23 protein-coding genes are annotated in these 23543 nt (G+C 71.2%); 11 read left to right on the top strand and 12 right to left on the bottom strand.

What is annotated here, in order from left to right; genetic code table 11:
• Window position 1: 1 nt before the first annotated feature.
• Window positions 2-1312 (bottom strand): MFS transporter, encoded by a 1311-nt coding sequence (locus JNK12_07660; protein ID MBL8775790.1) that lies wholly within the window; start codon window positions 1310-1312, stop codon window positions 2-4.
• Between the two features lie 143 nt (window positions 1313-1455).
• Here JNK12_07660 and JNK12_07655 point away from each other — a divergent pair, with 143 nt between their 5' ends.
• Entirely contained in the window at window positions 1456-2265 is an 810-nt protein-coding gene (locus JNK12_07655) for an enoyl-CoA hydratase/isomerase family protein (protein MBL8775789.1), read from the top strand.
• 7 nt (window positions 2266-2272) lie between these two features.
• Window positions 2273-3760, top strand: a complete 1488-nt coding sequence (locus JNK12_07650; protein MBL8775788.1) for an acetyl-CoA acetyltransferase — start codon at window positions 2273-2275, stop codon at window positions 3758-3760.
• 27 nt (window positions 3761-3787) lie between these two features.
• Here JNK12_07650 and aqpZ read toward each other — a convergent pair whose 3' ends face one another.
• On the bottom strand, window positions 3788-4531 hold the full coding sequence (gene aqpZ, locus JNK12_07645; GenBank protein MBL8775787.1) for an aquaporin Z: 744 nt from the start codon (window positions 4529-4531) through the stop codon (window positions 3788-3790).
• A gap of 129 nt (window positions 4532-4660) precedes the next feature.
• On the opposite strand from aqpZ, the gene JNK12_07640 reads away from it, so the two are divergent.
• The gene (locus JNK12_07640; GenBank protein ID MBL8775786.1) at window positions 4661-5224 is read left to right on the top strand and encodes a hypothetical protein; all 564 of its coding nucleotides are present in this window, start codon (window positions 4661-4663) and stop codon (window positions 5222-5224) included.
• 98 nt (window positions 5225-5322) lie between these two features.
• Here JNK12_07640 and JNK12_07635 read toward each other — a convergent pair whose 3' ends face one another.
• The gene (locus JNK12_07635; protein ID MBL8775785.1) at window positions 5323-7803 is read right to left on the bottom strand and encodes an RND family transporter; all 2481 of its coding nucleotides are present in this window, start codon (window positions 7801-7803) and stop codon (window positions 5323-5325) included.
• Window positions 7804-8059: 256 nt separating this feature from the next.
• Here JNK12_07635 and JNK12_07630 point away from each other — a divergent pair, with 256 nt between their 5' ends.
• The gene (locus tag JNK12_07630) at window positions 8060-9154 is read left to right on the top strand and encodes an acyl-CoA dehydrogenase family protein (GenBank protein ID MBL8775784.1); all 1095 of its coding nucleotides are present in this window, start codon (window positions 8060-8062) and stop codon (window positions 9152-9154) included.
• A 16-nt stretch (window positions 9155-9170) separates the two neighbouring features.
• Here the strand turns inward: JNK12_07630 and JNK12_07625 are convergent, their stop codons facing one another.
• The 4 genes from JNK12_07625 to JNK12_07610 all read right to left on the bottom strand — a co-directional run bounded on the left by JNK12_07625 (window position 9171) and on the right by JNK12_07610 (window position 13022).
• Window positions 9171-10037 carry a hypothetical protein gene (locus JNK12_07625; GenBank protein ID MBL8775783.1) on the bottom strand — a complete coding sequence of 289 codons (867 nt, stop codon included), beginning with the start codon at window positions 10035-10037 and terminating at the stop codon, window positions 9171-9173.
• Window positions 10038-10102: 65 nt separating this feature from the next.
• Window positions 10103-10861, bottom strand: a complete 759-nt coding sequence (locus JNK12_07620) for a maleylpyruvate isomerase family mycothiol-dependent enzyme (protein ID MBL8775782.1) — start codon at window positions 10859-10861, stop codon at window positions 10103-10105.
• Window positions 10858-11472, bottom strand: coding sequence for a TetR/AcrR family transcriptional regulator (locus tag JNK12_07615; protein ID MBL8775781.1), 615 nt, complete (start codon window positions 11470-11472; stop codon window positions 10858-10860). Before JNK12_07615 ends, JNK12_07620 begins: the two co-directional genes overlap by 4 nt.
• A 149-nt stretch (window positions 11473-11621) precedes the next feature.
• Window positions 11622-13022 (bottom strand): wax ester/triacylglycerol synthase family O-acyltransferase, encoded by a 1401-nt coding sequence (locus tag JNK12_07610; protein ID MBL8775780.1) that lies wholly within the window; start codon window positions 13020-13022, stop codon window positions 11622-11624.
• Between the two features lie 17 nt (window positions 13023-13039).
• Here JNK12_07610 and JNK12_07605 point away from each other — a divergent pair, with 17 nt between their 5' ends.
• From JNK12_07605 to JNK12_07595, 3 genes are all read left to right on the top strand, one after another.
• Window positions 13040-14356 (top strand): alpha/beta hydrolase, encoded by a 1317-nt coding sequence (locus JNK12_07605; protein MBL8775779.1) that lies wholly within the window; start codon window positions 13040-13042, stop codon window positions 14354-14356.
• A gap of 133 nt (window positions 14357-14489) precedes the next feature.
• The gene (locus JNK12_07600) at window positions 14490-14774 is read left to right on the top strand and encodes a hypothetical protein (protein MBL8775778.1); all 285 of its coding nucleotides are present in this window, start codon (window positions 14490-14492) and stop codon (window positions 14772-14774) included.
• Window positions 14775-14804: 30 nt separating this feature from the next.
• The gene (locus JNK12_07595; protein MBL8775777.1) at window positions 14805-15401 is read left to right on the top strand and encodes a TetR family transcriptional regulator; all 597 of its coding nucleotides are present in this window, start codon (window positions 14805-14807) and stop codon (window positions 15399-15401) included.
• Here the strand turns inward: JNK12_07595 and JNK12_07590 are convergent.
• Together JNK12_07590 and JNK12_07585 are read right to left on the bottom strand one after the other, a co-directional pair.
• Window positions 15398-16435, bottom strand: a complete 1038-nt coding sequence (locus JNK12_07590) for a hypothetical protein (GenBank protein MBL8775776.1) — start codon at window positions 16433-16435, stop codon at window positions 15398-15400. The two genes, JNK12_07595 and JNK12_07590, sit on opposite strands and share 4 nt — an antisense overlap.
• A gap of 48 nt (window positions 16436-16483) precedes the next feature.
• Entirely contained in the window at window positions 16484-16771 is a 288-nt protein-coding gene (locus JNK12_07585) for an antibiotic biosynthesis monooxygenase (protein ID MBL8775775.1), read from the bottom strand.
• 72 nt (window positions 16772-16843) lie between these two features.
• Between JNK12_07585 and JNK12_07580 the strand changes: the two genes are divergently transcribed.
• Window positions 16844-17152 (top strand): type II toxin-antitoxin system Phd/YefM family antitoxin, encoded by a 309-nt coding sequence (locus tag JNK12_07580; GenBank protein MBL8775774.1) that lies wholly within the window; start codon window positions 16844-16846, stop codon window positions 17150-17152.
• Between the two features lie 9 nt (window positions 17153-17161).
• On the opposite strand, the gene JNK12_07575 is transcribed toward JNK12_07580, so the two are convergent.
• From JNK12_07575 to JNK12_07565, 3 genes are all read right to left on the bottom strand, one after another.
• Window positions 17162-18127, bottom strand: coding sequence for a TIGR03557 family F420-dependent LLM class oxidoreductase (locus tag JNK12_07575; protein ID MBL8775773.1), 966 nt, complete (start codon window positions 18125-18127; stop codon window positions 17162-17164).
• 187 nt (window positions 18128-18314) lie between these two features.
• Window positions 18315-19682: a PD40 domain-containing protein gene (locus JNK12_07570; GenBank protein ID MBL8775772.1), complete on the bottom strand. Its 1368-nt coding sequence runs from the start codon at window positions 19680-19682 to the stop codon at window positions 18315-18317.
• An 87-nt stretch (window positions 19683-19769) separates the two neighbouring features.
• The gene (locus tag JNK12_07565; GenBank protein MBL8775771.1) at window positions 19770-21323 is read right to left on the bottom strand and encodes an acyl-CoA synthetase; all 1554 of its coding nucleotides are present in this window, start codon (window positions 21321-21323) and stop codon (window positions 19770-19772) included.
• A 124-nt stretch (window positions 21324-21447) separates the two neighbouring features.
• Between JNK12_07565 and JNK12_07560 the strand changes: the two genes are divergently transcribed.
• The 3 genes from JNK12_07560 to JNK12_07550 are packed head-to-tail and all read left to right on the top strand — an operon-like array spanning window position 21448 to window position 23531.
• Complete coding sequence (locus tag JNK12_07560) at window positions 21448-22530, top strand: zinc-binding dehydrogenase (GenBank protein MBL8775770.1); 1083 nt, start codon at window positions 21448-21450, stop codon at window positions 22528-22530.
• A 33-nt stretch (window positions 22531-22563) separates the two neighbouring features.
• Complete coding sequence (locus JNK12_07555) at window positions 22564-23007, top strand: OB-fold domain-containing protein (protein ID MBL8775769.1); 444 nt, start codon at window positions 22564-22566, stop codon at window positions 23005-23007.
• The gene (locus JNK12_07550; GenBank protein ID MBL8775768.1) at window positions 23007-23531 is read left to right on the top strand and encodes a Zn-ribbon domain-containing OB-fold protein; all 525 of its coding nucleotides are present in this window, start codon (window positions 23007-23009) and stop codon (window positions 23529-23531) included. The genes JNK12_07555 and JNK12_07550 overlap by 1 nt, the downstream gene beginning before the upstream one ends.
• The last annotated feature ends 12 nt before the right edge of the window (window positions 23532-23543 follow it).

Genomic DNA, 23543 nt, shown 5'->3' with positions numbered 1-23543 from the left:
ACTAGGGGATCAGGGGCACCGGATCGGGGGTGGTCGCGCCCCGGGTGTCGACCCGCCACGAAGCCACCGCGGACACGACGGCGAGCGCGGCGAGGAACAGCCAGAGGCGGTCGAACCCCGCGGCGTCGCCGGTGGTGGCACCGCCCACGAGCACGACCGCCACGGCGACGCCGAACGTGCCGGCGATGCGGCTGTTGGTCTGGGTCGTCGCGGCGGCGATCCCGAACTTCGTGCTGGCCACCCCGTGCACGGCGCCGCTCTGGAACGACGGGAACACGGCGCCGATGCCCGCCCCCATCAAGACGAGGGCGACCACCCACACCCCGAAGGTGTCCCGGTCACCGACGGCGAGCAACAGCAGCAGGCTGCCGGCGGCGAACGACAGCGCACCGGGGACCATCACGCGGCGGTGGCCCACCCGGTCGGCGAGCTTGCCCCCGGCGAACGACAGCGTCGCCGCCGTGATCTGGGCGGGGATCACGTAGAGCCCGGCTCGTGAGTGGGGCGTTTCCCAGACCTCCGTGGCGAAGAGCACGAGGCCGAAGAACATGGCGAAGAAGGCGGTGGAGAAGGTGAAGGCCACCACGTTCGAGGCGCGGAACAGAGGGTCGGCGAGCAGGTCGAGGTCCAGCACCGGGTCGGCCTGGCGGGACGAGCGGCGCACCAGCGCCGCCGCGGCGACCACGGCGACGAGGGCCGACCCGAGCACCACGGGGTCCGTCCAGCCCCGTTCGGGGCCCTGGGTGATGGACAGCGCCATCGCCGCGACCGCGACCATGAGGATGGCCGATCCGGCGAGGTCGCCCACCCGGGCGTCGGCGTCCACGGACTCGCGGAACGTCCGGGCGCCCCCGACGAACGCGATCAGGGCCAACGGCACGTTGATCAGCAGGACCCAGCGCCACCCGCCGGCGGCGAGCAGCGCCGATCCGATGGCCGGGCCGGCCACCGTGGCGATACCGCCGACCCCGCCCCAGGTGCCGATGGCCGTCCCCCTGCGCGAGGCCGGGAACTCGGAGAGGAGCACGCCCATCGAGGCGGGCAGGATGAGCGCTCCACCCACGGCCTGGCCCGCCCGGGCGGCGATGAGCCACACGGGGCCGGGCGCGAGACCGGAGGCCAGGGCACCGACGCCGAACACGGCGGTGCCGACGAGGAACATGCGGCGCCGTCCGAGCCGGTCGGCGAGGCGCCCGCTCGGGATCAGCAGCGACGCCAGCACGATGCTGTAGATCGTGACCACCCACGAGAGGAGCGCGGCCGGCGTCGAGGGGAACGCGTCGCTGATGGCGGGGTAGGCGACGAACAGCATCGACAGGTCGAGTGCCCCGGCGAACCCGGCGATGCTCGCGACGGCGAGGACGAGCCAGGCTCGGCGTGGGATGGTCTCGATGCTCGGGGCGACGGTGGCGATGGGGCCGACCCTAGATGCCGCCCTGGCTACGGTGTCGCTCGATGCCGATCCACTACGACCTCGGCGACGACCACGTCGCGCTCATCACCATCGACCGGCCCGAGACCCGCAACGCCCTCGACATGTACCACTTCCGCGACCTGGCGGCCGCGTGGCGCCGGTTCAAGGACGAGGACGAGGCGTGGGTGGCGATCGTCACCGGGGTGGAGGGGGCCTTCATGGCCGGCGCCGACCTCAAGACCTACATCCCGCAGATCACCGAGCTCCACACCAAGATCGCCAGCGGTGAGGTCACCGAGATCGACGGCTGCCGGCTCAGCGACGGCACCCGCGCGGTCCTGCGCAACGCCAAGATCTACAAGCCGATCATCGCCGCGGTGGGCGGTCCGTGCGTGGCCGGCGGGATGGAGATGCTCGGTGGCGTGGACCTGCGCATCGCCACACCGGACGCCACCTTCGGGGTCATGGAGCCGAAGCGGGGCCTGTTCGCCGGCGGTGGCACCACCGTGCGGCTGCCCCGCCAGCTCGCGTTCCCGGCGGCCATGGAGTTCCTGCTCACCGCCGAGGCCTTTCCCGCCCAGCGGGCGCTGGAGGTCGGCCTTCTCAACGAGATCGTCGAGCCCGACCAACTGCTCGACCGTGCCCGGGAGTGGGCGCACCGCATCACCGCCAACGCGCCGCTGGCCGTCCAGGCCACGAAGGAGAGCGTGCTGCGCGGGCTGGCCCTCGACCTCGAGGCCGCGTACAAGGTCGAGGAGGAGCTGAGCGGCGTCGTGTTCTCGTCCGAGGACGCGAAGGAGGGCCCGCGTGCCTTCGCCGAGAAGCGTCCGCCGCAGTGGACGGGGCGGTGACGTCGCGGTGACTGGGCCCGACCCCCGCTCGGCCTGTCTCATCGGCGTCGCCCAGTCGGTCGTGCGCCCGGAAGACGGCGAGTCGCCCGAGCCCCTCGCGATCTGGGAGCAGGCGGTTCGAGATGCCGCCGCCGACAGTCGGGGGCGCGGCGTGCTCGAGGCCATCGACAGCTTCAACGTCGTCCACTGCCAGAGCTGGGAGTACGACGATCCGGCGGCCCGCCTCGCCGAGCGACTGGGTGTCGCCTGCCGGCACGGCCACTACTCGGGCATGGGTGGCACCACCCCGCAGCTCCTGGTGCAGCACCTGGCCGACGTCATCGCGTCCGGCGACATCGACGTCGGCGTGATCGTCGGAGCCGAGGCCCTCGCCACGAAGCGGCGGATGAAGAAGGACGGCCGCAAGCCCGAGTGGAGCCACCCCGCGACGGACCGCAACCCCTTCCCCTTCGAGGACCCGTTCCATCCCGCCGAGATCGCCCACCAGGTGTTCCAGGCGTGGTTGACCTTCCCGGTCTGGGACGTCGCCCGGCGCGCCCATCTCGGGGTGGCGCCCGACGACTACCGGGCCGGCATCGGCGCGCTCATGGCCCCGATGACCGAGGTCGCCGCGTCCAACCCCTTCGCCTGGTTCCCGACCGCCCGCACCGCCGACGAGCTCATCACCCCGACGGCCGAGAACCGCATGGTCGGCTACCCGTACACGAAGCTCACGGTGTCGGTGATGGACGTGGACCTCGGCGCCGCCGTGATCGTGGCCAGCCACGAGAAGGCCGACGAGCTCGGCGTGCCGCCGGAGCAGCGGGTCTACCTGCGGGGCTGGTGCTACGCGTCGGACCCGATCTACGTGGCCGAGCGCGAGGACCTCTGGCGCTCGCCCGCCATGGCCGGCGCCGGGGCCGAGGCCTTGCGGGTCGCCGGGGTGGGCATCGACGACGTGGCCCACCTCGACCTGTACTCCTGTTTCGCCAGCTCCCTGCACTTCGCCACCGACGCACTCGGCATCGCCGCCGACGACGAGCGCGCGCTCACGGTCACCGGCGGCCTGCCCTTCGCCGGTGGCGCCGGCAGCAATTACGTCACCCAGTCCCTGGCCGCCATGGCTCAGACCCTCCGCGAGGACCCGGGCTCCTACGGGATGGTCTCGGGCGTGGGCATGCACATGACGAAGCACGCCTTCGGGGTGTACTCCACGACGCCCGGGCCTCTCGACTGGCCGGCCGAGTCCGAGGTGCAGGGGGCGGTGGACGAGGCGCCCCAGCGCGCCATCCGTGACGAGGCGTCCGGCCCGGCGGTCGTCGCCAGCTACACGGTGGCCCACGGGCGCGACGGCGCTGCGGAGTGGGGCCTCGTCATCGCCGACCTGCTCGAGGGCGACCGCTGCTACGCCCGGGTCGACGACCCGGGCCTGCTGGCCGAGATGGAGGCCACCGAATGGGTGGGCGCCGGCGTGGACCTGGTGTCCACCGATGGGGTCAACACCGTCCGGCCCTGAGGCGCCCGGGCGTGACCCCCGTCAGCGTCAGCTGATCTCGGCGTCGCCCGGTTCGTGGTGCCCCGACAGGGCCCGGTGGAGACCGGCGCCGACCAGCGCACCGACGATCGGGAAGAGCCAGAAGAACCAGAGCTGGCCCAGCCAGTCGCCACCCACGAACAGCGCCGGTCCGGTGGACCGCGCCGGGTTGACCGAGGTGTTCGTCACCGGGATGGTGACGAGGTGGATGAGGGCCAGCGAGAGACCGATGCCCAGCGGTGCGAACCCTGCGGGCGCCCGGCGGTCGGTGACGCCGAGGATCACCCACAGGAACACGGCGGTGAACACCACCTCGACGACGATGCCCGACAGCATCGAGTACTGGCCGGGTGAGCCCGTGGTGCCGAAGCCGTTGGCGGCGAGGAAGTTTCCCTCGGTCTCGAACCCCGGTCGGCCGTCGGCGATGAGCAGCAGCACGCCGGCGGCGGCGATGGCCCCGATCACCTGCACGACGACGTACGGCACGACGTTGCGGGCCTCGAAGCGCTTCGCGGCCCAGAGCCCGACCGTCACCGCCGGGTTGAAGTGGCCGCCCGAGATGTGGCCCAGGGCGTACGCCCCGGTGACCACGGTCAGACCGAACGCGAGGGACACCCCGAGCAGGCCGATGCCGATGCCGTCGAGCCCGTCGGCCTCACCGAACTTGGCTGCGAGCACCGCCGACCCGCAGCCGCCGAGTACCAGCCAGAAGGTGCCGAGCGCCTCGGCTCCCAGTGCACGTGCGTTGCCCATCGGGCTCCCCTTTCGTCTCCCTGTCCCGCGACCGTAGTCACCGGGGGGTCACGCAGGGTCGACCCAGGGGCGGGGGCGTCGGACTACCGTCGATGCCGTCCCCTGCACCGACGCGGCCAGGAGCCAGCCATGAGCGACAACCCGACCCAACCGGGCAACTCCGTCTTCGGTGACCCGGCGGGGCCCCCGACCCAGCCCGCCGGGGCGCCCACGGGCGCGACCGGCGCCACCGGGCCTGGCGCCGACCCGACGCAGGTCGGGGGCGCCGTCACCCCCGCCGGCGGCACCGAAGCGGTCCACTACGACGTGCCGCCCCAGCCGCCGCTGCCCCCCGACGGTGGCGGTCCCGGGGGCCCGGGCGGGCCCGGCGGACCTTACGGCCCGGAAGAGGACGAGCCGCCGTGGTACCAGAAGACCTCGGTCATCGTGGCCATCGTGCTGGTGCTGGTCTTCCTGATCGCCATCGCGGTGGCGGTGTTCGCGAGCGGCGGTGACGACGACTCGCCCACGACGACCACCTCGTCCAGCTCGACCACGACGTCGTCGACCACGTCGAGCACCACGACGAGCACGACGGCGGCGCCGACCACGACCACGGCGGCGCCCACGACCACGACGGCGGCGCCCACGACCACGACGGCGCCTCCGACCACGACGTCGACGAGCACCACCACCACGACGCTGGCGCCCTAGCCCTGCGACGGTCCCCGGCGCCGGCCCGGTGGGGGCCGACGTCGGGGACGGTCAGCAGCTGCCGGCCGGGCGTGGCGGCGCCGGCCGGGCGGTCGGGGTCAGACCCGGGCGTGGGCGCCCTCGGGGTCGTGCGGGCCGGGCGGTGTCGGGACGTACTCGACCACCCGGTCGGGCTTGGCCAGGCCCTTCGACACCCAGGCGTGCTTGCGGCTGTCCGCCCAGACCAACATCGGGGGCAGGACCACGAGGGCGCTGAACAGGGCGACCGCCACGTTCATGGCCACGAGGATGCCGAAGTCCCGCAGCAGCGGGAGCGACGAGGTGGCGATGACGGCCACGCCGGCGATGGCGGTCATGGCCGACACGATGAAGGCCCGGCCGGTGCGCCCGGCGGCGACGTCGACCGCCTCGCGCGGCGAGGCCCCCCGCTCGCGCTCCTCGACGAAGCGCAACAGGATGAGCGACGTGAACTCGGTGCACGCCGCGATCACGAGGGGCCCACCGATGGCGGTCATCGGGCTGAGCTTCAGGTCGAACACGAAGGCGACCAACGAGGCCGCGCCCACGGCGATCAGCACCGGCACCAGCGACAGCAGCGACCGCACCACGCTGCGCATCCGGACGGTGAGGAAGATGAACACGAAGGCGAGCGCCAGGTAGGTGAGCTCGATGCGGTTGGCTTCGAGGTTCTCGAGCAGGCCCACGCCGACGACGGCGAGGCCGGACGGGGTGGCCGAGACGCCAGAGGGCGGGTCGACCGACTCCTCGATCTCGTCGACCACCAGTGCCCGCTCCTCGAGCGAGCTCGGCCCGGCCCGGAAGATCAGGTTCATGGCGTCGCCGTCGGGCGACACGAGCGACTGCTGGATGTCGGGCGGCGCCACCTCGTAGGCCGCCCGGACCTCCTCGGCGGTGGGCGGCACCGAGGCCCCGCCGGGGACGACGAGCAGGTCGCTGACCGTGGCCACGATGCTCGACGGCGTCAGCAGGTCCTCGGGGTGCTCGGCCAGCTGCTCCTGGGTGAACTCGTGCATGAACGTGACGTTCTCCTGGGTGAAGACGTCGTCGCTCTGGATGAAGATGCCGAGCTCGCTGGAGGAGCCCGTCTCCTCGTCGATCGTGTTGATGTCGCGGATCACCTGCGTGTCCTGGTTCACCCACTTGATGGGGTCGGTCTGCAGGGTGAGGTCGTCCTCGACGGCCATGCCGCCGAAGAAGATGGCGACGCTGGCGATGGCGAGGGGGATGGCCGACCACGCCGGCACCGAACCCATGAACACGACGAGGCGACCGAGCGGGCCCTCGCGGAAGTCCCGGCCCTTGGTGGGGGACTTGAACTCACGGATGCCCAGCGCGGCCAGCGGGATGATGATGCTGGCGAAGCAGATGACGGCGATGCCGACCGCCAGCAGAAGGCCGAAGTCGCGGATCATGGGGACCTTGGCGAACTGCAGGGCGCAGAAGGCGAACACCGCGTCGAAGGTGACGACGAGCAGCGCCGGACACAGGTTGCGGGCGGTCTCCTGGATCGGGTGGCGCATGTGGTCGATGACCACCTCCTCCTCCACCCGGGCGTGCATCTGGATCGCGTAGTCGATGCCGATGCCCATCATCACCGGCAGCCCGGCGATGGTCACGATGGTGAGGGGGATGCCGAGGAAGCCGGCGGCGCCGAAGGCCCAGATGAGACCGACGATGATGACGCCGAGCGGGAGGAGCCGCCAGCGCACGTTGAAGAAGATGAGCAGGATCAGCACCATGATCGCGGCGGCGATGGCCCCGAGGGTCAACATGCCGCCCGTCAGGTACTCGTTGATGTCCTGCAGCAGGACGGGCGCGCCCGTCGTCGTCACCGTCGCCCCGTCGAACTCGAGGTCCGCCGTGACCTCCTTGGTGACAGTGGCACCGTTGCCCTCCTCCTCGATCGAGGCGTTGCCCGGGAGGCGGGTGATCATCTGCGCGTGGGTGTCGTCGGGGAAGAACGACAGCAGGGCGACGCGGATGTTGCCCTCGTTGTCGCGGAGCAGGAAGTCGACCCACTCGGGGTTGTCGAGGTTGCGGTCCTCGGGCGGGATGGCCTCGAGGCGCTCGAGGGTCACCGCCGCGTCGGCGGTGCGGGCGGCGCGCCCCTCCTCGGTGGGATCGTCGGTGGTGGCCCGGAACAGCGCGGCGCCGGCGACGCTGTCGAGGGGATTGCCCGACTCGCTGTCGACCAGGGCGGCGTTGAAGTCCATGATGTCGACCGGGGTGATCACCCCCTCGATGTGCTCGTCGGCCCGCAGCTCCTCGGCGGCCTCGGTGAACTTCGCCCGGTTCTCCTCGGTGAAGAGCTCGTCGATGGTGTGGCCCTCGTCCATCGTGACGAGGGTGAGCATGGCCTGGCCGCCGAACAGGTCCTGGTAGGCGACCGAGTCCTTGTAGACCTGGTCGTCCTTGTTGAAGTAGCTGTCCTGGCCGGTCTGGAACTCGAGCTGGGTGATGCCGAACCCGAAGAGCAGGGTCACCAACAGGCCGCCCACGGCCACCACGCCCGCGTGCTTGCCCAGCCACACCGCCAACTTCATCCAGAACCGTTGCATCACGTTCCTCCGCGCGTCCCCCGGGTGAGGTGGGGGACAGTAGTAGAGGGCGCCCGGAGCCGTTCACCATCCGTACACCTGCCTACGATCGGGCGGTGAACTTCCAGACGTTGCGGAGCGGAGCGGAGCAGCACGAGCGCGAACCGGATCCCGAAGGGGCACCGACGAAGGAGGTGCGAAGGTGACGGCCGCCACCGACCCGCAGCTGGCCGACGAGCTCGTCGGCGCCATCCGTTCCTGGATCCGCAAGGACGTCATGGACCAGGCGTCGGCGTTCGAGCACGCCGACGAGTACCCCGAGGACATGGTCGCCCAGATGCGGGCCTTCGGCCTGTTCGGGGCGACGATCCCGCCGGAGCACGGCGGCCTCGGCCTCGACGTCATCACCTACGCCCGCGTCATCGAGGAGCTGGCGTACGGGTGGATGACGCTCTCGGGGGTGCTCAACACCCACATGATCGCCGCCAACCTCATCAAGCGGTTCGGCACCGACGAGCAGAAGGCCCGCTGGCTGCCCGCGATGGCCGAGGGCGAGGTGCGGGCGGCGTTCTCGCTCAGCGAGCCCGACTCGGGGAGCGACAGCCAGGCCCTGCGGGCCAAGGCGGTGCCCGATGGCGACGAGTACGTCGTGAACGGCACGAAGATGTGGGTGACCAACGGCGAGCGGGCCGGCCTGGTGGCGCTGGCGGCGCGGACGCCTGAGGGCATCACCTGCTTCATCGTCGAGAAGGAGCCCGGCGCCTCCTTCGAGGGCATCGGGGTCAGCCGCCACATCGACAAGCTCGGCTACCGCGGCATCGAGACCGTCGAGATGACCTACACCGACCACCGCGTCCCGGCCGAGAACGTCCTCGGAGGGCCCGAGGGCCTGGGGCGCGGCATGCACTTCATCCTCAGCTCGCTCGAGCTCGGGCGCATCAACATCGCCGCCCGGGCCGTCGGCGTGGGTCGTGCCGCCTACGACGCCGCCTTCTCGTACGCACAGCAGCGCGAGACCTTCGGGGTGCCCATCGCCAAGCACCAGGCCATCGCCTTCAAGCTGGCGGACATGGCCACGAAGCTCGAGGCGTCACGCCTGCTCGTGAAGAGCGCGGCCGAGAAGTTCGACCGGGGCGAGCGGGCCGACGTCGAGGCGGGCATGGCCAAGCTGTTCGCCTCCGAGTCGGCCTTCGAGATCGCCACCGAGGCCCTGCGCATCCACGGCGGGTACGGGTACACCACCGAGTTCCCGGTCGAGCGGTACTACCGGGACGCGCCGCTGATGATCATCGGCGAGGGCACCAGCGAGATCCAGCGCATCGTCATCGCCCGCGGCCTGCAGAAGCGGGCCGAGGAGTCCGGTCTGATCTGACAGGAGACCTCGGGGGTCAGCCCGACCCTGCACCCTGGCCGGGGAGCGTGACCTGCGCGGTCATGCCCAGCGCGATGTGGGGGGCCTGTGTCTCGGGGTCGGCCACGAAGCAGTTGTAGCTGTAGTCGCCGGGGGCGACGTCGATGGGGACGTAGGCCACGGCCCCGGGGGCGATGGCCGACAGCCCGGTCCCGACGGTGTTGTCGAGGTTGCCGACCGTCCACTCGTGGGCCTGCGTGCCGTCGTTGGTGACCTCGATGGTGCCGGCAGTCGGGAGGTCGTCGTCGCCCTCGAAGGCGAAGTCGACGAGGGACACCGACGCGTCGGCCGCTGGCGGGTCCGCGGGGGCCGCCTCGTCCGCCGCCGGGACGACCTCGACCTCGCCCAGCATGCCGAGGGCGTAGTGGGACTCGCCGTCCTGGTTGGGGATGAAGCAGACCAGCGCGTAGCTGCCCTCGGTGAGCGGCACGGTGGCCGAGCCGGTCTCGCCCGCGATGGTGTTGTTCGGCCCGCCCGCGTAATTGGCGGCGTCGATGAAGCCGTCACCCTGGGCGCTCAGGCCGTCGGCGACCGCGGCAGGGGTCTGGCCGTCCTCCAGGCGCACGAGGGTCACCTGGTGGTTCTCCGCGCCCTGGTTGTCCTGGTTCACGGTGACCAGGCCCGCGGCCACCTGCTCGGTGTCGAGGGCGTAGCCGTAGTCGGTCGCTACGACGTTCAACGTGTCGGGTGCGGTCTCGGGAACCGCGCTCGTGGACGTCTCCACCCCGGTCGCGTCGTCGGCGCGATCGGCGTCGCCGCTGCTGGAGCAGCCAGCGACGAGCAGCACCAGGACCGCAGCGAGGGTGGCGAGGTGGGTGGGGCGGAGGGGGAAGCAGTGGTGCACGACGGGCACTCCTCGGTCGGTGGTGCTGGGGTCTGGGGGGATTCGGGCGGGACGGGCTGGTCGGATCAGAACGCGACGGCGGTGGCGAGGAGGCCAACGCCGGGCTCGCGGCCGGCGACGGTGCGGGCGAACTCGACGGCGTCGAGGCACAGCTCCTCGGCGGGCCTCTCGCCCGACGAGACGAAGGCGCCACCGGCCGGCCCGTCGAGGACGAGGGTGAAGGCGCTGCCGTGGCGGCGGGCCCACTCGGCCACGACGTCCGCCACGAGGCGACCGTCGTGGTCCGCGGTCAGCTCGAGGGGGCGCCCCGTGGCGCGGGCGATGTCGACGCGGTGCATCCAGACGTCGCGGGTGTAGATGGTGTCCACCAGGTAGCCGAGGGTCCAGCGCTCGGTGCCGTAGGGCATCTCGACGTCCATGCGGGCGAGCGAGCGCACCGGGCCGGGCACCCGGGTCCGGCCCTTGACCGCCGGGGTCACCAGTCGCTCGTACTCGGCGAGGAGGGCGTCGGGGCCGTCGGCGGCCCGGTCGGCGACCTGCAGGGCGCTGAGCTCGTCGACGAGGGGGCCGTCGCCCTTGCGGGCGAGGCGCAGCTGGCGCAGGTTCTCCCGCATCGACGCGTTGCCCGCCATCGCGCCGACGACGTGGGCCACCATGGCCCGCACGTCCCAGGCGGGGCAGTCGGTCGATCGAGTCCAGTCGTCGGGTCCGAGGGCGGCGAGGAGAGCGCCGAAGCGCTCAAACTCCACCGCAGCCAGCGCCATGGCGGCGCGGTGGTCGATCGGATCGATCGAGGCGACGTCGGTGGGGGTGCTCGTCGTCATGAGGCGTTCCTGTCGGGTCGGTCGTCGGTGAGGACGTGGTCGAGGTACATGTCGAGGGCCTCGTCGAGAAGGCGCACCCATCGGTCGCCGCCGGGGTCGTTGGCGATCTGCTGCGAGATCAGACCGCTGATCAGGGCGGTCTGGAGATCGAGGTGGGCCGGGTCGGTGATGCCGAGCGCGGCCGACGCGCGTTCGACACCCGTGAGCACCTCCAGGGCCACGGCGTAGGACTCGGCCGACGGCTCGAAGCCGGGGATCGTGCGTTGGAACAGGAGTTGGAAACGCACCGGGTCGGCGAGGCAGAACGCCACGAACTGGCGCGCCCCCGCCTTGAACCGCTCCCGGTCGACGGGAGCCTCGGGGCCCGGCCAGATGCCCTCAGCCAGCAGGGCGCGCCAGCCGTCGGCGAACATCGCGTCGTAGATGTCGTTCTTCGAGCCGAAGTAGCCGTAGAGCGACTGGGCCCGCATTCCGACGCGGTTGCCCAGCTCGCGTAGCGACAGGCCGGCCAGGCCCTGCTCCTGGGCCAGTGTCCAGGCCGCGGCCAGGATCTCGGCGCGCGTCGCCTGACGGCGTGCTGCAATCCGAGGACTGTTAGTAGTTCCTGACACTGTTCGGAGAATGACAGGCGAGCGGGCGCCCGTCAAGGGGCGGGCCGGCGTGGTGCGGGCAGGGCGGAGGCTTCACCGCCCTCGTTCGTCCGCCCCGCCGCTCTGGATCACGGTCGAGGAGCGCCGGGCATCGCCACGGCGCCCGGTGCTCAGCGGCCGACGACGGCCTCGTACAGCTCCTGGAAGGCGGGCTCGACGCAGTCGGCGAGGTCCCACACGTCGGGCAGAAGCTCGTCGCAGACCATGAAGCCGAAGTCGACCGAGTCCCGGTAGCTCATCACCGTGATGTTGAGCCCGGCGCCCTCCATGACCGGCCCCATGGGGTAGGCGGCCTGGAGCTCGGCGCCCGCGAAGTAGAGCGGGAACGGCGGGCCGGGCACGTTCGAGATCACCAGGTTGTGAATGGGCCGGTGCCGGTCCGCCAGGTTCATCGACGAGTACAGCCGGGCGGCGAGGGCGAAGGTGTTCGGCGCCGCGAACTCGGTCCAGCCCTGGAGCATGTCGGCGCCGATGGCGTTGTGGTCCTCCTTGGCGCCCTTCGTGTTCTCGGAGATCACCGCCAGGCGCAGGGCCGGGTCGGCGATGTCCGACGCCAGCGAGGTGAACATGGCCGACACCGAGTTGGCGCTGCTGCCGGCCTTTTCATCGGGCGTGACCGCGACGGGGCACACCGCGAGCAGCGGCGTGTCGGGCAGGGCGTCGCGCGACTCGAGGTAGCGGCGCAGGGTGCCCGAGCAGATGGCGAGCACGACGTCGTTCACCGTGGCGTCGGCGGCGTTCTTGATGGCCTTCATGTCGGCGAGCTGCACCCGGCTGAAGGCCACGTTGCGCTTGGAGGAGATGGCGGCGTTGAACGGCGTCGCGGGCGCGGTGAGGGGCAGGGCGCCCGAGGGCCGGTCGGCGCTGTTCCGCGAGGCGATCAGCGAGGCGGCCGAGGAAAGGGTCTTGCCCACGAGCGGGACGATGTTGAGCCGCTGGCGCATGCGCGAGGCGGCGGCGTGGTACATCAACTCGCCGTCGGAGGGGACGGATTCGGTCTCGATGGGCGTGGGGCCGTCGGGACCCTCGGCGTCGGGCTCGAGGTCGAAGAGGTGCACCATGAACTGCGCACCGGCGCTGCCGTCGACGCCGCAGTGGTGCACCTTGGCCACCAGCGCGACGTTGTCGTCGGCGAGGCCCTCCACGACCCAGGCCTCCCAGAGCGGGCGGCTGCGGTCGAGCGGGGTGCTGGCGATCTGCCCGGCGACCTTGCCCAGCTCGGCGGGGCCGCCCGGCGACGGCGCCCCGATGCGCCGAACGTGGTAGTCGAGGTCGAACTCCGGGTCCTTGACCCACAGGGGGTGGTTGAGCCGGAACGGCACCTCGACGAGGCGCTGGTGGAACGGCGGGATCAGATGGACCCGGTTGCCGATGAACTCCTTCACCTTCTCGAAGGAGTAGCCCCCGGGCATGGTCGAGGGGTCGAACACCGCGGTCATGGCGACGTGCATGTGCAGCGTCGGCGTCTCGAGGTAGAGGAAGGTCGCGTCGAGTCCGGACAGTCGCTGCACGCTGGCACAATAGAGGCGTGTCGTGGCTCTTTCTGCTCGTGAGCGTCGTCGGGTTCGCCTTCACCGTCAACGCCTTCCTCCCGACCAACAACCGCGTGCTGCTGGTGCCCACGTTCTTCGCCTCGTGGATGACCATCGAGCTGGCCGGGCACCACCTGGTCTGGCAGGCGCTCGCCACGCTGTTCTTCATCTACACGGGCGCCCTCGACGCCTGGCCGGGCTGGGTGGCGCTGGGCCTCACCTTCCTCTCCTGGGTCGGGCTCTGGGTCCTCGTGGTGCGGGGCCGGCGGGCCGCGGTCACCGTGCGCGACGCCATGGAGGAGCTCGTCGACGACCACGACGGCGCCCCCCGGGTGCCCCGCCGCCACGTGTTCGTCCCCTTCCTGTTCCGCCGCCCCGAGGCGCGGGTCATCAAGGACGTGGTCTACCGCCGGGCGGGGGGCCGCACGCTGAAGCTCGACGTCTTCCTGCCGCGTGAGGAAGGCGCCGCCGGCAAGATGCGCCCCGCGATCATGCAGATCCACGGCGGCGGCTGGGTCATCGGCGACAAGCGCGAGCAGGGCATCCCTCTCCTCGGCCACCTCGCCGCCAACGGCTGGGTCGGCTTCAACGTGAACTACCGCCTCAGCCCGGCGGCCACCTTCCCGGACCACCTCATCGACCTCAAGGCCGCGCTGGCGTGGATCCGCGAGCACGCCGACGAGTACGGCATCGACCCCGACTTCATCGCGGTCACCGGGGGCTCGGCCGGCGGCCACCTCACCGCGCTGATGGCCCTCACCATGGGCGACCCCGAGTACCAGCCGGGCTTCGAGGACGCCGACACGTCCGTGCAGGCGGCCGTGCCGTTCTACGGCGTCTACGACTTCACCGATCGGCTGAAGACCCAGACCAAGGGCTTCCTCCCGATGTTCATCGAGCCCTACGTGATGAAGGCCTACCTGGCCGACGACCCCGAGAAGTTCGCGAAGGCCTCACCCATCGACTGCGTCCGGGCCGACGCCCCGCCCTTCTTCGTGATCCACGGCGACCGCGACACGCTCGCCCCGCTCGAGGACGCCCGGCTCTTCGTCGAGCGCCTGCGGGCGACCTCGACCCAGCCGGTCGTCTACGCCGAGCTCCACGGTGCCCAGCACGCGTTCGACATCTTCGTGTCACCCCGCACCGCGCCGGTGATCGAGGGCGTCGAGCGCTTCCTCGACGGTGTCCACCGCGACTGGCTGCGGGGCCTCGAGGGCAGCGGCGAGGGCTCGGTCACCGAGGGCACGATCGTGGCCGACGGCCTCGCCGACGACGACGCGCTGACCGAGCACGCCCCCGCCACCTCCACCTGACCCCGACACTCCCGGTCTCCCCCCTCGGATTGCGATCGCGTGCCTGGTGTTGCAGGCGCGTGACGATCGCTCAGGACCGTGCCGTACTCACCGATGGAGGGGCAGGTAGGAGATCCTGAAGGGGGGTCGAGCCATGTTGGCTGCACGTTCGGATGGCGTCGGGGCGTCGAAGCACCACCGCAACCGCCTCCTGTACGGCCCCGACTGGATCAGCCCCTACGAACGGCGCCGCGCCGCCCTCCGTCGGGTGACGAGGAGCGACCCGGCCGAGTTCCACCCCTCGAACGGCGTGATCCTCCTCGACCCGTCGGCGCCCGACCCGTCCACGGTCGTGGACCTCACCGCCCGCCGGGCCGAACGGGCCGCGCAGGCGGCGGAGGCGGCGGCGAAGCACCCCTCGCGCTGGCAACCTGCTTAGCGGGGGCCGAATCCGCGTAGCCTCGCCCGGGTGACCACGGTCGAACCGGGCACCGCCCTCAGCAAGAGCCAGGCCGAGCGCCGTCGCCGGGTCATCGGCGCGGCCATCGACCTCGGCGCCGGCGGCGGCTACGACGCCGTGCAGATGCGCGACCTCTCGGCGCGCAGCGACGTCGCGCTGGGCACCATCTACCGGTACTACTCGTCCAAGGACCACGTCCTCGCCGAGGCGCTGGTCGAGTGGGTCGAGGACCTCGAGGGCCAGATCGCCCGGCGGCCGCCGACGGGGGCCACCACCGCCGACCGCATGGTCGACATCCTGCGGCGGGCCACCCGCGCCATGGAGCGCGAGCCGAAGCTCAGCGAGGCGGTGATCACCGCGCTGGCCGCCGCCGACCCGAAGGTGATCGAGTGCCAGCAGGTGGTCGGCACGACCATGGCCCGCATCCAGGACCGGGCCTTCCCCGACGACTTCGACGTCGACACCCGTGCCGGCATCGTCCGCATGCTCGGGTGGATCTGGTACGCCGCACTCGTGGGGTGGGTCAACGGCTGGTCCGGCATCGGTAAGGTCGGCGACGAGCTCGAGCTCGCCGCCCGCCTGTTGATCGAGCCCCACGAGGCCTAGGGTCCCGGGTCCTCCTCGGCGGCGGACGCCCTCGTCGCCTCGGCCTTTCGCTCCCTCCGGGTGCGGGCCCGCTCCCGGAGGTCGGTGAGCGCGGCGAGGCCCGCTGCCATCACTGGGTCGGCGCCGGCGCCCACCAGGTCGGGCGCGTCGCCGGCTTCGTTGTAGCGCTCCCACAGCGTGGCGTTGAGGACCCCGGCGAACACGACGAGGCGCCCGTAGAAGTAGAGCCACAGGAGCATGGCGACCGCGATCCCCATGGTGCCGTACGTCTCCGAAGAGCTCTCGACCGCGTGGGGGAGCCAGAACAGTGAGATCAGGTGCATGGCTTGGAGGCCGAGGGCCAGGACCGTGGCGCCCGGGAGGACCGCCGTGTACGGGAGGTTCGGTCGGGGGAGGCCCAGGAGGCCGGCCCACATCAGCAGGCCGAAGATCAGCACCACGGCGAGGGTGATGACCAGCCCTGGTCCGGGCAGCAGGTCGCGGAGGCGGTTCGCGACCGCCGTGGTTGCCACCATGCCCAGGAACACGACGTTGTACCCGGCCACGCCGGCGACCGTCGGGGGCTTGGTCATCGGCACTCGCCACACGAGCGCGCTCGTCACCCACATCGATCGCAGCGCGTGCTTGCTGGCCGAGTACAGGGCCCAGAGGCCGAGGCCCAACAGGATCCACCGGCTGCGCTGGACGTCGTTGGCGGCCTTGGCCACCGAGCTGGCCGCGAACGCCGTCACCCCGAGGTTGGTGCTGACCTCGCCGGAGTCCTCGCCTGCGGCGGCGGCGAAGCCGAGGCCGGCGACGGCGACGAGCGAGGCGGCCAGCAGCCAGACGAAGACCCGGAAGGCGATGGCGCCGGCGAGCACGGCGCCGCCGATGTCCCGGTCGCGCTGGTAGGCCTCGCGGGCGAGCACGACCGGCGCCCACGCCGTGGTGGCGGCCAGCTCGAGGAGCTCTTCGACCTGGGCACGGCGGTGCAGGTAGGTCGCCTTCAGCCCGCTCGGCTGCTCGTCCTCGGCAGGCGCCTCCTCGTCGGCCACGGTGTCAGTGTCGTCGCCGATCGGGGGTGCGGTGAAGTCGGGCGCCGGTCAGCCGGCGGTGTCGTGGATCTCCATCGTCGGCGGCTCGGTGGCGAGCGCGGACAGCCGGGTCACGAACTCGAGCGATGCGGGCACGGCGAAGTGGGCGTCGAGCGCGGCCCGGTCGGCCCACTGCTCGAGGAACACGAGCCGGTTCGGGTCCTCCACGTCGTGGTGCACCGAGTGCAGCAGGCACCCCGGCTCGGTGCGCGAGCGGCGCACGTGCTCGAGCGACACGGCCACCGCCTCGTCGAGATCCTCGGGTCGGACGACGACGCTCCCGGTCACGATGATCACGGCGCCGACGTTAGGGCCGGCGTCCGGGAAATCACCGTTCATCAGACCTCTGCTTCGGTCAACATCTCCGTCATGGCGTTGACGATGAGCGTCTCCGAGGCCAGCGCCTCCTTGGCGGCGATCCTGGACCGGGTCGTGGAGGGTGACGAGATCACGATCACACGGAACGGCCGGGCCGTCGCCGTGGTGATCCGACCTGATCGGCTGCGGTTCCGGCGTGGGGCTCCTGCTCTCGAGGAAGCGGAGCGGCTGCGCGAGCGCATGGAGGACGCACGCCGACGACCGCTGTCCTCGACGAACGGCCTTGCTCCTGGCCGAGCCGAGGAGCTGGTGGCTCAGATCCGGGCTGACCGCGACGCGGACCCGCTTCCTGGCGGGTGACGGAGCCGCTCAGATCTCCCGGAGTGCGGGGAGGAGGTCGGACTCGGCCCAGTCGAAGAACGGTTCCTGGTGGTCGCCGCCGATCTGGACCAGGGCCACGTGGGTGAACCCGGCGTCGCTGAACTCGCGGACGGCCGCCACCACGGCGTCGACGTCGTCGCCGCAGGGGATCTGCTCGGCCACGTCGTCCTCAGTCACGGCCTGCGACGCGGAGGCGAAGTGGCGGGGGCCGGGCAGCTCGGCGTTGACGTCCCAGCCGCCGAGGAACCAGCGGAACTGCTCGCGCGCCCGCTTGCGGGCCAGCGCCGGGTCGGGGTCGTAGCTGATTGCCAGCTGGCCCACCTTGGGCTTGCCGGCGCCGCCGGCGCCCTCGAAGCGCTCGACGAGGTCGGCCTTCGGCTCGACCGCGATCATCACGTCGGCCTGCTCGCCGGCGAGGGTGCACGACGCCGGCCCGGAGACGGCCAGGCCGATGGGCGGCGGCGTCGACGGCAGATCCCAGAGCCCGGCCGCCTCGGCCGAGAGGTACTCGCCCCGGAAGGTCACGGTCTCGCCGTCGAGCATCGGCCGGATGATGGCGAGGGCCTCCTCGAGGCGGTCGTGGCGCACGTCGACCGGCGGCCAGTCGAGGCCCACCACGTGCTCGTTCAGGTTCTCGCCGGCGCCGAGCCCGAGGGTGAAGCGCCCCTCGGAGAGCAGCTGGATCGTCGCCGCCTTCTGCGCCACCACCGCCGGGTGGTACCGCATGGTCGGGCACGTGACGTAGGTCATCATCCCGATCTCGTCCGTGGCCTGGGCCACCGCGCCGAGCACCGACCAGACGTACGGCGAGTGGCCCTGCTCCTCCAGCCACGGCGCGTGGTGGTCGGAGGCGGCGAGGAAGTCGAACCCCCGCGCCTCGGCCTGGAGGGCGTCGCCGACGATCTGCGCCGGCCCCGCCTGCTCGCTCATGATCGTGTACCCGATGGCAACCATGCCCGGGCCCTACCCGCTCGACCGCCGGCGCCGCGCCCCGATCGTCTGGTTCTCGGAAGCGTCAAGCCGCCTCAGGCGGCCGCCGTGTTCCGAGAACCCGGTGGCCCGCCCAGGCTGACGATTCTGAGAAGCGTCGAGCGGTTGCCGGCGGTTCGAGGGCTCCCGGAACGCTCGGCCCGCGTCGAAGTCACCGCTCGGGCAGCCAGATCGGGAAAGCGCCGCCCTCCACGAGCTCTTGGGCGCCGGTCCCGTCGGCCTTCACCAGCCAGATGTCCAGGTGGCCCGATAGCGTCTCGACGGGGGCGTAGGCGAACGTCAGCCACTCGCCGTCTGGCGACCACTTGGGGGTGCCGACCGCTCCGGTGACCAGGTGCGCGACCTCGAAGGACTCCAGGTCGACGGTCCACAGCCCGCTGTCGCCGGGGTCGGCGCAGCGCAGCGACAGTGCCGCTCGGTCGGCGGTGCCGTGCACGTCACCGAGGGTCACGTTGCAGTGGGCCGGCAGATCGATGGACCGGAGGTCCGAGCCCTCCCGGGTCATCAGCGAGGCGGTGACGGGATCGGCCAGGGACGCAGCGGCAGGGGCCACCAGCAGGTGGTCGTCGCCGACCGCCGCGGTGCACCCCTGCAACGCGAGGTCGAGACCGAGCGGCTCGACGTCCTCGGCGCGCACCTCGAACACCCCTCGGTCGTCGCCGCTGAAGGACTGCTCAGGAGCGAGGATGGACCGGCCGTCGCTCGAGAGCGACGGGCACGAGAGCGGGACGTCGCCGTCGTAGGCGACCTCGGCGTCGCTCTGGGAGTCGGACGACAAGAGGTCGAACGACAGGAGTCCGACTCGATCGCCGTGGGCCGCGTTGAACACCACCCGATCGCCCACCGCGTCGCCGTACAACGGTGACCGCCATCCCGTGGGCAGCCTGAAGGGCGACTCGGCCTCGTCGCCCCTGGTCGTGACCGCGAGTCGCTCCCCGGTGGCGGTGGCGACATCGGCGAACCGGAAGTAGCTGATCAGTCCGTCCGGTGCTCGCTCCGCCCGGTCCTGGTCCGGTCCGTCGGCCAGCCCGGGTTCGACGCACGTGACATAGAGGAGCTCCCGGCGCTGGGTGCTCCGAGAGAACCAGTCGCCCGTGGCCATCCGGGCCCCGTCGTCCGCGACCAGCTCGTCCTGGTCCGAGAGCGCCTTCGTCGTCCAGCTGTCGCCGGCGGCGGGCAGCCCCTGTCGGTCCTCGCGCCATGCCTCGACGAGGATCTCGTCCGCAGCCGGGTCGAACCGCGCCGTCGGCCGCAACGCCTCGCCGAGGTCACCGTCGGCCACCTCGGCCATCGAAGCGGCGACGCGGCTGCGGTCGGCGAGGACGGACTGCAGCTCGCCGGCGCTCAGGTCGAAGACCTCGGGGGCCAGCAGCTCGTCCTCGAGCTCGACGAACTGCTCGTACGCCGAACACAGCTCCGCCGGAGCGCCGGTGTCGCTCTCGTCGCCGGCGCTGCCGCACCCACCGGCGAGCACTGCGACGGTGAGGCCGACCATCCCCACCTTCCCGGCCCATTGCACGGCGTGACCCTGCCACACCCTGCTGTTGGAGGAAATAGCCCCCGGAATCGGGGGGCTATTTCCTCCGACGAAAGCCGCCGCCGAGCGTCAGATCTTGGCGTCGTGGCCTTCCCAGTAGGGGTCCCGCAGTTTGCGCTTGTAGAGCTTGCCGTTGGGGTCCCGGGGCATCTCGTCGGTGAAGTCCACGGAGCGGGGGATCTTGAACTTGGCCAGCTTCTCGCCGCAGTAGCTGAGGATCTCCTGCGCCACCTCGTCGCTGGGCTCGACGCCGTCGACCAGCTCGACCACGGCCTTGACCTCCTCGCCCCAGTCGGGGTGGGGGATGCCGAACACGGCGGCGTCCGCGACCTTGGGATGGCCGAGCAAGGCGTTCTCGATCTCGGCCGGGTAGATGTTCACGCCACCCGAGATGATCATGTGGCTCTTGCGGTCGCGCAGGAACAGGAAGCCGTCCTCGTCGAGCACGCCGATGTCACCGACGGTGAAGAAGCCCTTCTTGCGGTTCTCGGCGGTCTTCTCGGGGTCGTCCTTGTACTCGAAGTCCTGGCCGGTGCCCATGCGCATGTAGACCGTGCCGACCTCACCGGCCGGGAGCTCGTTGCCCTCGTCGTCCATGATGACGACCTCCGAGTTGGGCCACGCCTTGCCCACGGTGCCGGGCTTCTCGAGCCACTCCTCGGGGGTGACGATGGTGCCGCCACCCTCGGTGGCCGCGTAGTACTCGTAGATCGACGGACCCCACCACTCGAGCATCGCCCGCTTGACGTCGGGCGGGCAGGGAGCGGCGGCGTGGACCATGTTGCGGGTCGACGACACGTCGTACTTGGCCTTGACGTCGTCGGGCAGGGCCAGGAGCCGGTTGAACTGCGTCGGCACCATGTGGCTGTGGGTGACCTTGTAGCGGTCGATGAGCTCGAGCATCCCCTCGGGCGTCCACTTGTCCATGAGGATCACGCGGTGGCCGAGGTGCAGCGAGTTGCCGGTGAAGTGCAGGACGGCCGTGTGGTAGAGCGGCGAGCCCGTGATGTGGACGCCGTCGCCGAGCGGGGTGATGCCGAACATCTGCGGGAAGCCGGCGAAGAGCTCGCCGAACACGTCGGGGTCGATGTCCACGACGGGGCGCTTGACGCCCTTCGGCTTGCCGGTCGTGCCGGAGGTGTAGTGCATGGCCGCACCCGACGACCGCTCCTCGGGGAGCGTGTCGGGCTGGCCGTCGGTCAGCTCGGAGAAGGGGCGGAAGCCGGGCACGTCGCCGATGGCGAAGCGGCACTCCGCGGGGAAGTCGACCTGGTCGGCGGCCTTCGCGGTCTCCTCGGCGAAGCGCTCGTGGCCCACCAGGACCTTGGCCTCGCTGTCCTGGACGATGTACGCGATCTCGTCCGCCACCAGGTGGTGGTTGACGGGCGTGATGTAGAGCCCGGCCTGAAGGCAGGCCATGTACAGCTCGACCATCTCCGCGCCGTTGGGCAGCACCGTGGCGATGGCGTCGCCCTTGGTGAGCCCGAGAGCACGCAGGCCGTGGGTGACCTTGTTGGTGGCCGCGAGCAGCTCACCGAACGTGTACTCGGTGCCGTCCGGCGTCACCAGCGCCGGCCGGTCCGGCTGCTCCTGTCCGATCTTCCAAAACCCGAGACTGGCCACGTCGATCTTCCCCTCGTTGGCTGACCTGCTCGCGCCAGAGTAGAACGCGTTCCACTACAGTCCGCAACGCCACGGCACGACCGCACGCGCCAGACCACCACGACACGCCACGAAGGAGCCTCCGATGCGAGGAGCACTGCTGCACAACACCGGTGACGAGACCCTCGAGGTCGTCGACGACCTGACCGTCGCCGATCCCGGTCCGGGCCAGGTGAAGATCCAGATCGAGGCCACCGGCGTCTGCCACTCGGACCTGCACGCCATGACCGGCTCGCTCCCGCAGCCCGCCCCCGTCGTGCTGGGCCACGAGGGTGCCGGCGTCATCACCGCCGTCGGTGCCGGCGTGGACAACCTCGCCGAGGGTGACCACGTGATCGTGGCCTGGTCGCCGCCGTGCGGGAAGTGCACGATGTGCGTGGACCACAAGTCCCCGCACCTGTGTGTGATGTTGCAGTTCGAGTGGGCCGTGCAGCAGAAGTTCCAGCGCGGCGACGTCGGCGTGTTCGGCATGGCCGGCGCCGGCACCTGGGCCCGCGAGACGATCATGCCCTGGCAGGGCGCCATCAAGGTCGACGACGACATCCCCTTCGACGTGGCCTCGCTCGTCGGGTGCGCGGTCATGACCGGCGTCGGCGCGGCCATCAACACCGCCAAGGTCACGCCCGGCTCCTCGGTCGTGGTGTTCGGCTGCGGTGGCGTGGGCATCTCGGTCATCCAGGGCGCCCGCATCGCCGGTGCCGCGACGATCGTCGCCGTCGACATGATCGACTCGAAGCTCGAGACCGCCAAGACCTTCGGCGCCACCCACGCGGTGAAGCCCGACGAGCTGGCGGAGCTGCAGGGCGTGCTCACCGGTGGCGACGGGTTCGACTACGCCTTCGAGGCCATCGGCCTCCCGGCCACCATGCGGGCGTCGTTCGACGCCGTCCGCCGCGGCGGCACCGCCGTCGTGGTCGGTGTCGGGAAGATGGACCAGATGGTCGAGTTCAACGCCTTCGAGATCTTCTACGCCGAGAAGGTCTTCATGGGGTCGTACTACGGCTCCACCGACGTCCGCAGCGACTTCCACCGCCTGCTGCGCCTCTGGCGGGCCGGGAAGCTCGACCTCGAGGGCATGATCAGCGCCAAGAAGGACATCGGCGAGGTCAACGAGGCCCTCACCGCCATGACCAGCGGCGAAGTGGTCCGCACCGTCCTCACCTTCTGATCGACCTCGCTCACGCGACGAAAGGCTCAGCCCATGGAGCAGGAAGTCCTACGCGCACCACTGGTCATCGAGTACCCGTTCTCCCGGACGGTGGGTCCGGCGATGAGCGCCTTCCTCACCGGTCTGCGCGAGCAGATCGTGCTGGGGGTGCGGGGGGCCGACGGCCGGGTGATCGTGCCGCCGGTCGAGTACGACCCCGTCACCGCCGAGGAGCTCTCCGAGCTCGTCGAGGTGGGCACCTCGGGTGAGGTCCTGACCTGGTCGTGGGTGGCCGACCCCCGTCCCGAGCACCCGCTCGACCACCCCTTCGCCTTCGCCCTGGTGAAGCTCGACGGCGCCGACGTGGGCTTCCTCCACGCGGTGGACGCCGACGAGTCCGCCATGGCGACCGGCATGCGGGTGGCCGTGAAGTGGGCCGACGAGCGCGAAGGCCACATCAACGACATCGCCTGCTTCGTCCCGGAGGAGAAGAGCTGATGGGCATCGATCTGACGACCATCCCGGCGCTGGCCGACGTCGAGCCGGTGCGCAGCACCAAGACGCCGCTGCACCTCGACTACGAGTACACGGCCGGCGCCGCCTCCAGCCGCTTCCTGCGAGCGGTCAAGGAGAAGAAGCTCATGGGCCAGCGCTGCCCCAAGTGCGGCAAGGTCTACCTGCCGCCGCGCGGCGCCTGCCCGACCGACGGCGTGCCCACCACCGACGAGGTGGAGCTGCCCCACACGGGCACCGTGACCACCTTCTGCGTGGTCAACGTCCCGTTCCACGGCCAGCAGATGGAGATCCCCTACGTGAGCGCCAACGTGCTCGTCGACGGGGCCGACCTCCCGCTGTTCGGCCTGATCCAGGAGATGCCCGCCCACGACGTGCGCATGGGCCTGCGGGTGGAGGCGGTCTGGAAGGACGACGACGAGCTGGAGACCAGCCTCGAGAACATCAAGTGGTGGCGGCCGACGGGTGAGCCCGACGCCGACCCCTCGACCTACGAAGGGCAGATGTGATGACGATCGAGG

Source organism: Acidimicrobiales bacterium (genome assembly GCA_016794585.1).
Classification (GTDB): Bacteria; Actinomycetota; Acidimicrobiia; order Acidimicrobiales; family DATDAH01; genus JAEUJM01.
Note: the sequence above shows the minus strand (reverse complement) of the source record. Positions and strands in the feature narration are given on the sequence as shown.